10 protein-coding genes are annotated in these 15736 nt (G+C 54.8%); 3 read left to right on the top strand and 7 right to left on the bottom strand.

Annotation, left to right across the window (positions count from 1 at the left end; all coding sequences use genetic code 11):
* Window positions 1-152: 152 nt before the first annotated feature.
* The 6 genes from R3C20_01730 to R3C20_01705 form a co-directional block, all read right to left on the bottom strand.
* A complete protein-coding gene (locus tag R3C20_01730; protein ID MEZ6039195.1) occupies window positions 153-1787 on the bottom strand; it encodes a fumarate hydratase in 1635 nt (544 codons plus the stop codon).
* 89 nt (window positions 1788-1876) lie between these two features.
* The gene (locus tag R3C20_01725; GenBank protein ID MEZ6039194.1) at window positions 1877-2641 is read right to left on the bottom strand and encodes a succinate dehydrogenase/fumarate reductase iron-sulfur subunit; all 765 of its coding nucleotides are present in this window, start codon (window positions 2639-2641) and stop codon (window positions 1877-1879) included.
* 2 nt (window positions 2642-2643) lie between these two features.
* Window positions 2644-4575 (bottom strand): fumarate reductase/succinate dehydrogenase flavoprotein subunit, encoded by a 1932-nt coding sequence (locus tag R3C20_01720; GenBank protein ID MEZ6039193.1) that lies wholly within the window; start codon window positions 4573-4575, stop codon window positions 2644-2646.
* Between the two features lie 77 nt (window positions 4576-4652).
* Window positions 4653-5435 (bottom strand): succinate dehydrogenase cytochrome b subunit, encoded by a 783-nt coding sequence (locus R3C20_01715; protein ID MEZ6039192.1) that lies wholly within the window; start codon window positions 5433-5435, stop codon window positions 4653-4655.
* Window positions 5436-5575: 140 nt separating this feature from the next.
* Complete coding sequence (locus tag R3C20_01710; GenBank protein ID MEZ6039191.1) at window positions 5576-6424, bottom strand: ABC-2 family transporter protein; 849 nt, start codon at window positions 6422-6424, stop codon at window positions 5576-5578.
* A 55-nt stretch (window positions 6425-6479) separates the two neighbouring features.
* Window positions 6480-7496 (bottom strand): ABC transporter ATP-binding protein, encoded by a 1017-nt coding sequence (locus tag R3C20_01705; protein ID MEZ6039190.1) that lies wholly within the window; start codon window positions 7494-7496, stop codon window positions 6480-6482.
* Between the two features lie 158 nt (window positions 7497-7654).
* Here R3C20_01705 and R3C20_01700 point away from each other — a divergent pair, with 158 nt between their 5' ends.
* Window positions 7655-9715 (top strand): alpha/beta hydrolase family protein, encoded by a 2061-nt coding sequence (locus R3C20_01700; GenBank protein ID MEZ6039189.1) that lies wholly within the window; start codon window positions 7655-7657, stop codon window positions 9713-9715.
* 40 nt (window positions 9716-9755) lie between these two features.
* Here R3C20_01700 and R3C20_01695 read toward each other — a convergent pair whose 3' ends face one another.
* Window positions 9756-11243 (bottom strand): formylmethanofuran dehydrogenase subunit B, encoded by a 1488-nt coding sequence (locus R3C20_01695; GenBank protein ID MEZ6039188.1) that lies wholly within the window; start codon window positions 11241-11243, stop codon window positions 9756-9758.
* Between the two features lie 287 nt (window positions 11244-11530).
* Here R3C20_01695 and R3C20_01690 point away from each other — a divergent pair, with 287 nt between their 5' ends.
* Both R3C20_01690 and R3C20_01685 read left to right on the top strand, forming a co-directional pair.
* The gene (locus R3C20_01690; GenBank protein ID MEZ6039187.1) at window positions 11531-12988 is read left to right on the top strand and encodes a trypsin-like peptidase domain-containing protein; all 1458 of its coding nucleotides are present in this window, start codon (window positions 11531-11533) and stop codon (window positions 12986-12988) included.
* 383 nt (window positions 12989-13371) lie between these two features.
* Window positions 13372-15564 carry a hypothetical protein gene (locus tag R3C20_01685; GenBank protein ID MEZ6039186.1) on the top strand — a complete coding sequence of 731 codons (2193 nt, stop codon included), beginning with the start codon at window positions 13372-13374 and terminating at the stop codon, window positions 15562-15564.
* The last annotated feature ends 172 nt before the right edge of the window (window positions 15565-15736 follow it).

Below are 15736 nucleotides of genomic sequence, written 5' to 3'. Positions count from 1 at the left end.
CCGAAAACACTCAGAAACCAGCTGCCGAACGATTCGGATGAAGTAACCGAGGGGCCTCAGAATCAGAGGATACATTCAGGCATCCATGCTTCGTGCAGTCAGAATTTTCATGCGACTGTACTGAACTCAGGATGATCGACCGTTCCGGTTTCTTAATGACTGCAACCGCCGCCGCCGACCGTTTCGAAGAAATCATTTCCTTTGTTGTCAACCAGAATGAAGGCCGGAAAGTCGACAACTTCGATCTTCCAGATCGCTTCCATTCCGAGCTCTTCGAATTCAACGACCTGAACGTCGCGGATATTCTCCTTGGCCAGAATTGCAGCCGGCCCTCCAATACTTCCCAGGTAAAACCCACCATGACGATGGCAGGCTTCCGTAACCTGCTTGCCTCGGTTTCCTTTAGCGATCATCACCATGCTGCCACCAGCGGACTGGAACAAATCGACGTAGGAATCCATACGCCCCGCAGTCGTCGGGCCGAAGGACCCACTTGCGTAACCAACCGGTTTCTTGGCAGGCCCTGCATAGTACACCGGATGATTCCTGAAATAGTCGGGCAGAGGTTGCCCCGACTCAAGCCGTTCACGCAGTTTCGCATGGGCGATGTCGCGTGCAACAATGATGGGACCAGACATCAACAGACGAGTCGTCACAGGATACCTGTCTAATTCTTCCAGGATTTCTGACATAGGACGATTCAAGTCAATCTTCACAGCACTGTCATCCTTGCGATGCCGCAGATCTTCCGGGATGTACTGAAGCGGATTGAATTCCAGTTGTTCCAGAAAGACTCCTTCCTTTGTGATCTTCGCCTTTGCCTGACGATCCGCGCTGCACGACACACCAATTCCAATCGGCAACGACGCTCCATGTCGGGGCAATCGAATGACTCGAACATCCAGTGCAAAATACTTCCCTCCAAACTGCGCGCCGATGCCACAGTTGCGAGCGGCCTCCAGCATTTGCTCTTCCAGTTCAACGTCGCGAAAGGCTCGGCCAAGTGGACTCCCCGTGGTTGGCAGGTGGTCGTAGTACTTTGTTGACGCCAGCTTTACCGTCTTCATCGTAGCTTCTGCCGATGTTCCGCCGATCACGAATGTCAGGTGATAGGGAGGGCAGGCCGCGGTACCAAGTGTCACCATTTTCGAGGTCAGATAATCGACGAGTGATTTCGGATTCAGAACAGCTCGTGTCTCCTGATAGAGGTACGACTTGTTCGCGCTGCCTCCCCCTTTTGAGATGAACAGAAACTTGTATTCGTCACCATCACAAGCCATCAGATCAAGCTGAGCAGGCAGGTTGGTATTGGTGTTCTTTTCATCCCACATTGTGAGTGGAGCATTCTGCGAATACCGAAGATTGTTTTCGGTATAGGCATTGTAGATGCCGCGTGAGAGAGCCTCTTCATCTCCCGTGGACCAAACTGAATTGCCTTTTTTCCCCAGGACGATCGCTGTCCCGGTGTCCTGGCAGATCGGCAAAACTCCCGCGCTGGCCACGTCGCAATTTTTCAGCAGCGTCAGCGCCACCATGCGGTCGTTTTCTGAGGCCTCCGGATCGTCCAGGATGGCAGCAACCTGTCGCAGGTGGGCGGGCCGGAGAAAAAAGTTGATATCGTGAAAGGCCTGAGAACTCAGCAATGTCAGCGCCTCCGGCTTCACACAGAGGACATCGTTGCCATCAAACGACTTGACGGAAACATGATCACGCGTCAGGAGCCGATACTGCGTATCATCGGTCCCCAGATCAAACATTGGTTCGAAGGCAAAAGGAGCGGTGGGCATGGTGAGCACTTTCCGGGCATGAAAAAACCCTTCCACGATCATCCTGTTGATGAACCTGGAAGGGCGTTCGTAGATTCAAACAGGTCCGACTACACGTCGGAGGTGATCATCGCCTTCACGTATTCGCGATTCAGGCGAGCGATATTTGTAACACTGATTTCGGCAGGGCAGGCAGCTTCACATTCAGACGTATTCGTACAGGAACCAAATCCTTCCTCGTCCATTTGTGTCACCATCCCGACAACACGAGATGCTCGTTCTGGTTGTCCCTGCGGCAGAATTGCAAGTTGCGAAACTTTCGCCGAAACAAACAGCATTGCAGACGCATTCTTACAGGCAGCCACGCAGGCACCGCACCCGATGCACGCAGCAGCGTCCATCGCCAGTTCCTGACGATGGCCGGGCACTGGAATTGCGTTCCCATCCGGAGCATTGCCAGTGTTGACAGAAACGAATCCCCCCGCGCTGATAATCCTGTCAAACGCAGATCGATCAACGACAAGATCGCGTACAACCGGAAACGCAGCGGCACGCCAGGGCTCAATGACGACGGTTTGCCCCGACTTGAATCTTCTCATGTGCAACTGGCAGGTGGTTGTTCCTTTATCCGGGCCGTGAGCCTGACCATTGATCATCAGGCTGCACATACCACAGATACCTTCGCGGCAGTCATGATCGAAGGCAACCGGCTCTTCACCAGTCTGAATCAACTGCTCATTCAGAACATCCAGCATCTCAAGGAACGACATGTGAGTGCTCACGCCGTTCAGTTGGTAGTCCCGAAATCCCCCTTTGTCATTCGGTCCAGACTGGCGCCACACACGAAGAGTAAGGTTCAGCACATCATCGCTCATGATTACTTGTAACTCCTCGTCGCGAGCTTAACGTTTTCGAATTTCAGATTCTCTTTGTGCAGTGTTGGTTCCTCACCAACGCCGCCAAATTCCCAGGCAGCCACATACGAATAGTCTTCATCGTTGCGTGCGGCTTCGCCCTCAGCAGTTTGATACTCCTCGCGGAAATGACCACCGCAGGATTCCTCACGATTCAAAGCATCGAGAGCCAGTAGTTCGCCAAATTCCATGAAGTCTGCGACACGCCCCGCCATCTCCAGGCTTTGGTTGAGTGATTGTCCGGAACCCAGGACGCGAACATCTTTCCAGAACCGATCCCGCAAACCACGAATCTCACTGATTGCCGTTTCAAGACCGGAACGGGTCCGCCCCATCCCGCAGTATTCCCACATCACCTTGCCGAGCTCACGATGGAATGAGTCAACGGATTGACGCCCACCGATGTTCAGCAACTGGCTCATCCGATTCTCTGCATCCTGCTTTGCCTGAATACATGCAGGATGATCGTCAGAAATCTTCGGAAGATTTGCCTGAGCCAAATGATCTCCGATTGTGTAGGGAATAACAAAGTAACCGTCCGACAGCCCCTGCATCAGGGCTGACGCCCCAAGCCTGTTGGCCCCATGGTCACTGAAGTTCGCCTCACCCAGCACATAAAGCCCCGGAATATTGCTCATCAGGTTATAATCCACCCACAGACCACCCATTGTGTAGTGAACGGCCGGGTAGATCTTCATTGGCACCTGATAGGGATTGTCCGCGGTGATCTTCTCATACATATGGAAGAGGTTGCCATATTTTCGGCGAATCACGTCTTCGCCATCGCGTTTGATGGCGTCCCTGAAATCCAGGTAGACGGCCAGCCCCGTGCTGCCAACGCCATAGCCGGCGTCACAGCGTTCTTTGGCTGCTCGTGACGAAATATCACGTGGTGCCAGGTTTCCAAATGAGGGGTAACGGCGTTCCAGGTAATAGTCGCGTTCGTCGTCGGGAATCTCGGACGGTGAGCGCTTATCACCCTTATTCTTCGGCACCCAGACTCGACCGTCGTTGCGAAGACTTTCGCTCATCAGTGTCAGTTTGGACTGATAGTCACCCGTCACTGGAATACACGTGGGATGGATCTGTGTGTAGCAGGGATTTGCAAACAACGCTCCCCGGCGATGACACCGCCAGGCTGCGGTAACGTTACATCCCTTTGCGTTCGTGGACAGGTAGTAAACGTTGCCGTAACCACCAGTACAAAGAACCACAGCATCGGCCGTGTGAACTTCAAATTCGCCAGTGACCAGATTCCGAACGACGATCCCCCGCGCGATTCCATCGACGACGATCAGGTCCATCATTTCGCGGCGAGCGAACATTTTGACCTTGCCGATACCAACCTGTCGCATCAAAGACTGGTACGCCCCCAGCAGCAGCTGCTGACCGGTTTGCCCACGGCTGTAAAACGTTCGGGAGACCTGAGCGCCTCCGAAGGATCGATTGGAAAGAGTCCCGCCGTATTCACGCGCAAAAGGCACCCCCTGGGCAACACACTGGTCGATGATGTTGTTGCTGACCTGAGCCAGTCGATAGACGTTGGCTTCGCGTGCCCGAAAGTCTCCGCCCTTGACAGTGTCGTAAAACAACCGCCAGATGCTGTCACCATCGTTCTGGTAATTCTTTGCCGCGTTGATTCCCCCTTGTGCGGCGATGCTGTGTGCGCGGCGGGGGCTGTCCTGAAAACAGAACGCCTTGACATTATAGCCGAGCTCACCGAGCGAGGCCGCAGCTGCGCCACCCGCCAGCCCGGTCCCCACGACAATCACGGAGAATTTCCGCTTGTTCGCCGGGTTAACCAGTTTCAGGTTGAAACGGTGCTTATCCCACTTTTCCTGAATCGGACCATCGGGAACTCGCGAATTCAGCGTTTCACTTGCCACGCGAACCATCGCAGAACCTCAAAGTTTCTTCGTTGCAACAGGTATGAGAAAGATTCAACACAACCCAGAACAGACTGAGTCGGGGACTACTGCGGAGCCGCGAACGCCCACACGATCAGGCTGATAAAACCCACCGCAATTGCCCACGCGAAGAGAACACTGATGCATGTCAGCAAGCTGTTCCAGCGACGATGATTCACCCCCAGCGTCTGCAACGCGCTGCGGAAACCATGAGAAAGATGGACTCCCAGCGCGATTAACGCAATGAAATACGCGACGGCATTCACAGGAGAACGCAGCACCTGACGCACGACAATGAACTCATTCATATGACCGTCGCCATGGGACGCACTTCCAGCATCATCAACCACGACAGCCGGTGTGTAATCAACCAGCGGGTCAACTTTCAGCTTCATGTCGACAATGTGCAGAACCAGAAACAGGAAGATAACTCCCCCGGTCAGCATCATCCAGTTCGAAGCCCCGCCACTCGGTAAAGCGAACGGTGGCTGTTTTGACTCCTTCATCAGATAGCTGCCACCGCGAGCGGTTCGATTCATCGCGGCTGTCGATAGTGCCAGTCCGATGTGAGCCAGAAATGTGGCAAACAGTCCCACCTCTGCAGCAGCAAGCAAAGGCCCAAGACTATGCAGCGTCTCTGCATAATGGTTGAATTTCTCTTCGCCTGCGAAGAGGTTCAGATTGCCCAGCAGGTGCATGACAAGAAAGCCGCACAGCGACAATCCTGTGATCGCCATGACGATCTTTTGACCGACAGACGTGGAGCAGGCACGTATCAGGGGACCGAACCCCGGCACTTTGGAGAGTGCCACAGCGGGAAGACTCAGAATGCGAACCAGAGCGTTCAAGAGCACGCTCCTCCGTCAAAAGAGTAAGTGATTCAGTAGATACTGGTACTTCGACAACGGTCTCGCGCCGGATTATAGGTGGATTACCATGAACTGCAACGACACCGAAAACGCTTCCGATCATCGCGAACAGGACGATGTTAACCGCCAAATGCCCCGTAGCGCTTAACACCAAAATGGAATGCCGCGCGATTCATGCACAACAATGCCACGATCCAGCACACCTGAATGAGCAATTCCCGGGGCAAAGTCTCCGGAGGAATCTTCCCAAGCATGATTGCGGCGGGAAAATAAGCCAGATACTTAAAAGGAAGCCACTCAATCCATGGCATCCACTGCGAAATCCATTCCAGTGGAATCATGTGCCCGGATAAAAAATAATTCAGCATCATGTAGACAAAAATCAGCGAACTGACCTCGAGAAACCAGAATGCGATCAACCCAATCAAAGATTCAATCAGAAATCCCGCCAGAAACGACATCAGCAGCGACGCGGTCCAGCCGACAGTGATCCAGGCGGAAGGCCAGCCGGGCATATAATCGCGACATAACCAGAAGACCAGTGCGAACGGCGCACCTGCGATGACGTAGTAGACCAGCTTATGGGCAACTCGGTGCCAGAAGAGATGTTCCAGCATATCGACCGGCTGAATCAGGTACTTCCGCACAGAACCATTTGCAATGGAAACAGCAATACCGCTGGCAAGCCCCGGCATACTGGAAAACGCCCTGGCCAGCATGACAAGAAGGTAGTAGGCAACCATGTCCTGATAGCTGTAGCCTTTCATCCGGGCCGCTGTGTCGCCCGAATAGATGGCATTCCACAGAAAGACCTGTGTCACAATGGGAAGAAAACGCACCAGTGTTGAGAACGCGAAGTCCCCGCGATACATCAGCCGTTCTTCAATTCCCGTTTTCAATATCAGCCACTTGACGCGCCACCGGGCAGCGAATTCTGACCAAAAACTCAATTCAGCAACTGCCGACACAATCGTATTTCCCAGTCTTTTGTTCGGCAATCTGCCGCATCACAACACATAGAGCTCAGCCAACGACCGCTTCTGTCCTGTTGTCACTCACAGTCTGATCGTCCGACGAGAACAACTCCGCAATCACCTCTTCCAGAGGGCGTTCCAGGACACTGATGTCATCTACTGCATGCAAGCTCAGAATACTGGACAGGCTTTCTGACACATACTGTTTCTCAATCTGCAGTCGAACTCGTGGCGGCCGGGATTGAAGGAGAAGCCCAAACCGCTCCAGCCCCGGTGGGATCACATCATCGGCAAACTGAAGTTCAACAATCTTGTGACGGCTGAAGCGATCAACAATGGCCGCCAGGGGGCCATCGTGGACCACCGTTCCTTTGTTGATCACAATCGCACGCTCACACAGCGCTTCGACATCTTTCATGTAGTGGCTGGTCAGGATCACCGTAATTCGTTGTTCTTTCTGGTAGTGACGCAGGAACTCCTGCACGCGACGCTGGCTGACAACATCGAGGCCAATTGTTGGCTCATCCAGAAAAAGCACATCCGGACGGTGCAGCAGGGCGGCAATCAGTTCCATTCGCATCCGTTCGCCCAGCGAAAGCTCTCGCACGGGTTGCGACATCAGCTTGCCAACTTCCAGCAATTCCGTCAGTTCGTTCAGTCGGTCATTGTAGTCGGATGTGGAAATCCGGTAGATCTCTTTATGAAGACGAAACGACTCCTGCGCAGGCAGGTCCCACCAAAGCTGCTCCTTTTGCCCGGTCACCAGTGAAAACCGTCGCCGGTAAGCGTCTTCGCGCTTCCACGGCACATAGCCAAGCACCGTTGCGGTGCCGGAAGTTGGCACAATCAGGCCCGACAGAAGCTTCAGTGTGGTCGTCTTTCCGGCTCCATTGGGCCCAAGAAAGGCGACCATTTCACCTTCCTCAATCGTGAAATTTACGTCGCGAACCGCCCGCACCTCATTGTATTCGCGATGCCATAGCCCGCGCAATGAGGCAAGCAAACCTTCCTGCTTGCGAAAGACCTTGTAAACGCGATTCAGATTTCGAACTTCGATGGCAGCCATGCCCGGATCGTAGTGACAGACCTTCCCTCCGGCAAATCTGCCGATGCCGTAACTCAGGAAAGGAAAACGACGCCAATGTCGAACAGGCTCGATTCTGTCGACCGCATCCGCAACAATCGCGATCCCTATGCATACTTCCCGAAAGAGGAGAAGTCCAAATGACCCGTGCTTTGCGGTTCCTGCTCAGCTTTGCAGTTCTTTGTTCGCTCTTGGCATTCGGCACTATCAGGTTGTCCGCAACCTCGGCCCAGGATGCATCGAACGCTTTTCTCAGCTACGTGAAGCAGCGAGCCGCTGCCGACAGACAGGATGATCAATCGCCCGCAACCGTGGAAGCATGGCAAAGCGAACGTCTGAAATTGAGGGAAAGCCTTGAAAAAGCGTGGGGCGGGTTTCCCGCAGAACACGCGCCGCTTGAACCACGAATCATCGATACGCTGCAGCGTGACGGTTACCGCATTGAAAAACTGGTCTTTCAGACGTTCGAAAATGTCTGGATGACGGCCAATGCCTATGTGCCCGAAGGTGCCGGAAAACGACCGGCGGTTTTGTGTGTTCACGGCCACTGGCGCGGCGCCAAGCAGGATCCACACGTTCAGGCTCGATGCATTGGACTTGCAAAACTGGGTTTCTTTGCGCTCGCTGTCGACGCACTTGGCGCGGGCGAGCGCGGGCTCAACAAAGCACTCGGTGAATATCACGGAGAAATGGTGGCAGCTACGCTTTTGCCGACAGGTAAGCCGCTGAGTGGTCTGCAGGTTTACGAAAACATGCGAGCCGTTGACTACCTGCAGACTCGTGCTGAAGTCGATCCACAGCGAATTGGAATTACGGGAGCAAGCGGCGGCGGAAATCAGACCATGTATGCCGGAGCCTGGGATGAAAGATTCCGCGCCGTCGTTCCCGTTTGTTCCGTCGGAAATTATCAGGCCTACCTGGGCGCAGCGTGCTGTATGTGTGAAGTCGTTCCCGGCGCGTTGTCGTTTACAGAAGAAGGCAGGGTGCTGGGATTAATTGCCCCGCGAGCTTTGATGGTGATCAACGCCACGAAAGATGCGTTTCAGTTTTCCGTAAATGAAGCTTCAAAATCTGTGGCAATCGCGAAACCGATCTTCGGTCTGTATCAGCGCGTGGATTATCTGCGTCACGAAGTTTTTGAATCACCGCACGACTACAACGAGGAAATGCGGGAGGCCATGTATGGCTGGATGGCACGTCACCTGAAGAACGAAGGAGATGGCTCGCCGATCGATGAACCCATGATCAGAACAGAAGACCCGGAGGTGCTTCGATGCTTTCCTGACGATTCCCGGCCTGACGACTGGACAACACTGCCTCAACTGGCCGCGCGCTTTGCCAGACAACAGGTGATACAAGAATGGTCCTCTGAACAGATCAACTCGAATCCAGCGATTTCCCGAATCGAAACAGCCAGAGCGATGCTGAATGAAAACGTGCTGGGGGACACGCAACCGTTTTCACTGCCCGATCCACTTTCCCGGCCGTCCGGTCCCGGGATCCGGACCTTTGTTTTCAACAGCGATCCGGGAATTCAACTAACGATGCAGGTCATTACCGCAGGCAGCGCCCCACATCGCAACATAACCCTGATCCTGACAATGGGGGACGAAACAGAGGAAGATCTGAATCAACTGCGGTCAAACGCAGGCGATAACGACATGATCGCCATTCTTTCCCTTCGGGCCACCGGCAAAGAATCCTGGAAGTCAGACAAAATCGGACGTGCACCTGACCACAACACTGCAGAATGGTCATTGTGGATCGGACAGCCTCTCCTGGGCCAATGGACGAAAGATGCGAGGACAGCGGTCACGGTGCTGCGGGAACAAACAGGGAACGAAAGTCGAGTCACCGTCCTTGGCAATGGCCCCGCAGGAATTGTCGCGCTTTGTTCCGGTGCGATCGATGACAGGATTAATCGAGTCGTCACAACCAGGTCTCTCGGCAGCTTTATCACAGAAATCCCGTACGAAAACCAAAGGCTCGGAACACTCGCCAACGGGATCCTGCGCGATGTTGGCGATATCCAGCATCTGGCCTCGTTGATTGCGCCAAGGCAACTGACCATCATTCAACCGGTGAACGGACAGGGCCGTGCGCTGGATGCCGCAGAGGCCGCAGACGCTTTCCTGTTCGCTCGATCGATATGGAAAGAGGCGAACGCGGACGACAGACTCATCATCAGCGCTGACCAATAGTGAAGCGCTGACCAATAGTGACCAGTCCGACGGATGGAAGCTACGAGATTCGGTTGCGGATGGATTCCAACACCTGTTCGTCGGTCGGCAAGTGGGAGGGAAGCAATGCTCGAAGGGGAAGCGGAACATTGTCCATTCGATAGGCCGTTCCTGCCGCATGAACACCATAGACTGCCGTGGTAATGTGGACATCGGGCGAGAAATCGATTTTGGCAGACGGGTAATCGATCAATATTGTTGGGATGCTTCTCATGAAACGCTGAGCGGCCGATGAAAAGCTGGAGACGGTCTCTGCCCCAATGATCAGCATCGCATCCACATCTTCACGCTCGAGCAACTCTGTCGCGGTGTATTCACCGGGATTGTACCGAGGATAGCCGCGTGAAAAGTCAACTCCAAACGGATAACCGGTTTGCCAGCAAAGGACGTTGTCTGCTCCTGAAACGTCCCCCTGAAGCCTCATCCGCCGGGCGATGAAACGAGTTCGTGAATTCAGTTCAGCAACCAGCTGAAGAAGTGTGGAAACGTTTGCGTGCCCGGCATGAGTATCCATGGCATGCTCCCAGAGGCTGGTGTCTGCAAGTCCAAGACCGAAGAACACGGCTCCGTAACGACAGGATGTCATCAGGCTGAGCAGTTGCTCGGGGGCAAGAACTTCCGGCTGTTCGGAGGAAGTCGGGGTATCTTTTCCAGCGAAACGTGCCTCTGGAATTAACATGTTCGACGCGGGATCAAAATCACCGACGGATTTGCTGCGATTCGCAGTGCCGGCATCCTGTTTCAACATCGCACGCAACTGGCAAAGCAATTCAAAATCGGCACCGGGGGAAACGGGAATAACGTAGTCCGGCAGGGTTCCCTGATCATCCAGCCTCCACGAATGCACCCAGCGTTCATCTCCGATCATAACGACGATTCGATCACCACGGCCTTCGGGGACAAATCGCCCACGAGCTGTGACCGAATAACGATCGGAATGTCGAGGGTGCGAAGAGGCAGGATCGCACCCCCAGAACACAACAAGATCCGCTCGATTACGAACTTCGCCCAGCGTGCACGTGACCTCACCAAAATCCTGAATGGCCATGATGGAGGGTCCATGACACAACGAAGCTGTGGTATCCACCACACCCCCCAGATGTTCTGCCAGGGCGACAGCCGCACGCTGACCGGGCGTCGCGCTTCGAGAAAGGCCGTAGACCAGAGGATAGATCGATCCCTCAAGGATCTCGGCAGCTCGATCAACAGCAACATCCAGATCAACCGCTGCCCCATCAACTCGGTTCTCCGATGCGACAGATTGGAGCTGAGCACGAAACCAGCTTTCACCTTTCGGACAGGATGGAGAAAAACCCGCCAATTCCCCGTCGATGATTTCCACGGCAACGTCATCGCAAACACATCCACAACCCGGACAGACGACATTGCTTTGGCAACAGGTTGATTGTGAAGGATTTGAAGTCGTCGACATATTCAGCGGCATCAGCAGGACGGTTCTTTGCAGGAACATTGAAGCGAAGTCAGACACAGTTTCATCGCCCGACCACCTGCTCAGCCAACCTGGCACAGGAGAAATCGCAGAACTTCCGGGAGACCGGAATCAACCAACGACGGCAGAAACTGGCTCCGGATTCGCCATGACCGGCGGTTGCAAATCCTCCTCCCCCGGAAACTGAACAGACAAAATCTTCGGTATCGGCGGGACAGAAACCGCAGGATCATTAACATGGGCAAATCTTTTCAACGGCCCCCTTCGTCAGCAATCCGTAAAACGTGAATTCCAATATGCCTGGTATGCCCATCCTTAGTCCGCGAATGAAATCTGTGAACGCGGTGATGTTGGCCGCAATAGCGATGAAGATGTCGCTCTGCAGCGTTTGTTCGGCGCAGGAGGCAGCGGCTGGATCCGGCAGAGAAACTCCGATCGTGCGGGCGATTCAGAAATCGACTGCCGGTATCGTTTCGCTGTTCGTCGTTCGCGAGGGTGCAATCGTTTCGGGCAGCGGAACAATCGTTCATCCGGCAGGATTTGTCCTGACCAACAATCACGTCCTTCCGTCGGATGAAGGGTTTGCCCTGATTGGCTCCAGCCTTCCCAACTCACAAAAACCGATTCAATTTCAGACCATAGGACGCTACCCGGAGCGAGATCTGGCAATCGTTCGCCTGCTCGGCGACGGCCCCTGGCAAACGGTTACACCGGGACGGAGCCACGATTTGATGAATGGTGAAACCGTCATTGTCGCAGGCAATCCGGGCGGACGGGGACTGGTATTTACCTCCGGAATTGTCAGTTCAAACGCGGTTCTGGCCGGCGCTCCGAATGCCCTTGTAATGACAAACTACCAGATTGATCGCCGCCCGCGATTCATTCAGTTCGACGCGGCCAGCAATGGCGGCAATTCAGGGGGACCACTCCTGAATATTGACGGCGAGGTCATTGGAGTGGTTTCAGAAAAAATCTTTCAGGAACAAAACGTTGGATTCGCCATCCCGATCGATACGGTTTACCAACTGATCGAAGACATCATCGAAGCAGAACTACGAAGCGGGTTTACGACGGGAATCCGGATCCGGAACCAGGGCGGCCCGGTCATTGTCAGCGAAGTGGAAGCAGATTCAGCGGCGTCGGATGCCCGCATTGAACCGGGAGACATTGTGACCGCGGTGAATGACCTATCCACTCGCAACGTCATCGACTGGTACCTGAACCTGAGACAAATCCTGTCCACGGACGCACCACTGAAACTGAACATTCAGCGGTCCGGCGTGGCGATCACTGCCAGCATTCGGGCGACAAAACGCCCTGATGAAGCTGCAACGGCAATCGACACAACAAAGCTGCAGCCCGGACTCAATTACGAACTCTTTCCAGGACAATATTCTCTGCTCCCGGATTTCGCGCAGCTGAACGCAGCCAGCTCCGGCGTCACAAAATCCGTTTCTCTTGCCGAGGTCAAACGTGAATCCAATGACTACTACGCCGTGACAATGTCCGGCTACCTGCACATGGAAACAGAAGGCCTGATACGATTAACGCTGATCTCTGACGACGGCAGCAAAGCGTTCCTGAACGACAGGTTGCTCATTGACAATGATGGTAACCATCCCCCGTCAGGCGTTGGAGAGTGGCTTCGACTTTCAAAAGGAATGCACAGGATCCGCATCGAGTACTTTCAGGGGAACGGGGGAGCAGAGCTGGACTTCCGGTGGCAGAGGGAAAACGAAGAGCCTCGTCCGGTACCCGCCTCCCATCTCTTCCACGCCGAATGACGTTGTACCATGCCGATGGCCAGTGTCGACGCGGAATGACAGTGTCGACGCGGAATGACAGTGTCGACGCGGAATGACAGTGTCGACGCGGAATGACAGTGTCGACGCTTTCTTGCCAACATGTGAAAGGCGCGGACCGCAGGCTCCGTTAATTTAGGGCATATAGGGCAATTCTCAGGGTCATCCCGATTGTTCCTGATTCACGAGTACTGTCTGTCGTGACGACGGCAAAACCGGAGCAAGCAGAACAACCCGGCCTTTCGGAACAGACGATAAGAACCAGCAGCGCCATTACGAACGCGTTTCACAGCTGGTGGTCGAATTAGTGGATGGGCCATCCGTCACCAGCTCGAAGCCGTTTGTCATTCTTCAGGGACGACAAAATGACTACTCGCAAGCTGGTTCGAAATCTGCTCCTCACCGCATCGCTCACTTCAGCGTATGCCGCCCCAATCACAAATAGCGCGAATGGCGACGAAACGACCGGCTGGAGAGCCCGACAAAGGCCACTTCGTCCCGTTCCAACTCAAACGAGCGGTAATATGGCACGACAGCCGCATGGGCCACAAGTGTCGAACGCGCCTGCAACGCAACCCGTGATATCGGCGAACGCCACCGCGCAAGGCGGGTTCCCACGAGGAATCCAGCCTGTCCAGTACCAGGCAACGAATTCCCAACCATCGGGAGCCTCCAATCCGGCCGTGATGAGCGAATTGCAGCGCCTGTTTCATGAGAGTGGACGTCCAATGCCACAAATGAACGGTTTTGCACCACAAACCCAGCAGATGACACATAACAACCCCCAGAACAATCTGCAGAACAACCCGAACACCCGAGTCGTCACTCAGACTCCGCCCGGGATGGTTCAGAATTCCGGAGTCAATGGGCAAAACGCGCAAGTCCCATCGCAACAGCCATTCGCGGGCACTGCTACCGCCCCGGTGGCCGGCACGGGGCAGGGGATGGCTCCCCAACAGCGTCCCGCTACGCCGCCGCCGAAGAAGAACTTCTTCCAGAAATTTGTTGGGAAGCTGCGGGGAGAATCCAGCCCGCAAACTCCGGCCGCAAAACCAGTCACCCCCACATCCCCGGCATCGCATTTGTCCACCTACTCTGCGCCTCCCCCGGGCAGCCCACAGCAGCGTTCGGTGCAGCCAGGCTCCCCGGCTCGACCACCGGGCAGTCCGATGATCGGGCAGGCAAATCAGGCCTCCAAAGCTCACTCCGGACAGATGGCGCAGACACCGAATCTGAATGGCGCTCGCACGAATTCACCCTCTACGAATCCGCCGTCATACAATCCCAATCCCGTGACGGCACAGCGACCGGGAATCCCGCATGGGCAGCAAAACGGAATGCCAGTGGCTGGCAATCGAACAACAACACTTCAGCCACCCAATCGATTCCCTCAGTACGTACAGCCAGGCACAGCACCTTCGTTCGTTCAGGGCTACACGGCAGCGCCAACTCCGATGCCATCGGCAACGACAAGCACAGCTTCAGCCGCCGCATCAATGGGCCAAAGTCAACATCCGCCGGTCGATCGCACACCGATCACTCCCGCGCCTGTCGCACCTGCCCCGAGTGATTTCGTCGATCCATTCGAAAACAGTGTCGTTGAGAACGGCATTTTGGAGGGTGATCCGGAAGTGCTGGACCTGGATTCGCTGATTGAAATCCCCGGCCAGACTCGCGAACTTCCAACGCAGGAAACAGATTCTGACATTGCAGCAAACGCCGGAAATTTTGGTTCTGAACAGACCATCTCACCAGCACAGGAGGCCCCGGAAGTGGCTGCTCCCGATGCCCAGGCTGGCAATCAACAATCCGGATCCGAAACGGGAATAACCGCCACGGCAGACATGCCCATTTCCAATCCGTTCACCGGAGTTCAGCTACCAATGTCCGATGATGAATTCTTCGTTCAGGACGAATCACCGTCATCCGATGGAGGACTGTTGGTTGGCGAGCCGGTGCCACCGATGGAAGAGTTTTCAGAAGAGCTTCCCGGAATTGAACTGCCACCCGTTGAAGAGGCTTCCGCACCCGAAGATTCAGTGAAGTCATCGACCAGCAGCGTGCAGGCAACGCCTGTGACAAACACACGGGAAGAGTCTGCATTCAGTCAAACCACGCCCGAAGAACAACGTCCCAGGACCATTTCGAATGCCGGTGCTGTGGCGGCGTCGGTGACGGCAGATCAGGCACGCCGTGAACACCAGCGAAATCAGATTCGGGATCGGGCCGGCCGAGCAGGTTTCAAAGGCTTCTGCCCCGTGGAACTGCGTGACCATCGGGAACTGGTTGACGCCCGGGAAGAATTCACAGGAACATTCGGGCTGCAGGAATACCAGTTTTCATCGTCTCGAGCAAAGGCCGCCTTTGAAGCGAATCCGTCGCGTTATGCCCCTGCTGCCGGAGGACGAGACATCGTTCTGCTTGTCAACACCGGAGAAGAGACCGAAGGTATGCTGGACTACTCTTTGTGGTTCCGCGACCGGCTCTACTTCTTCAGTTCCCGGGAAACGATGAATCTGTTCTCCGAGAATCCAGCGCGTTTCGCGAATCAGTACTAAGACGTCGACAGCAGTCCGGATCGCTGATCAACGATGCGAATGAGGCCAGCAATGCTGGCCTCATTTTGCTGGCAGATAGTGCTTCCCGGAGAATGGAGTCGCATTGCGCATGCACGGCCTACTGCCTGTTGCCTGTTGCCTGTTGCAAAGATCCTTCGGCTACTGACTGAGC

The sequence above is a fragment of the Planctomycetaceae bacterium genome (genome assembly GCA_041398825.1).
Lineage (GTDB): Bacteria > Planctomycetota > Planctomycetia > Planctomycetales > Planctomycetaceae > F1-80-MAGs062.
This window is presented reverse-complemented; position numbering and strand designations above follow the sequence as displayed.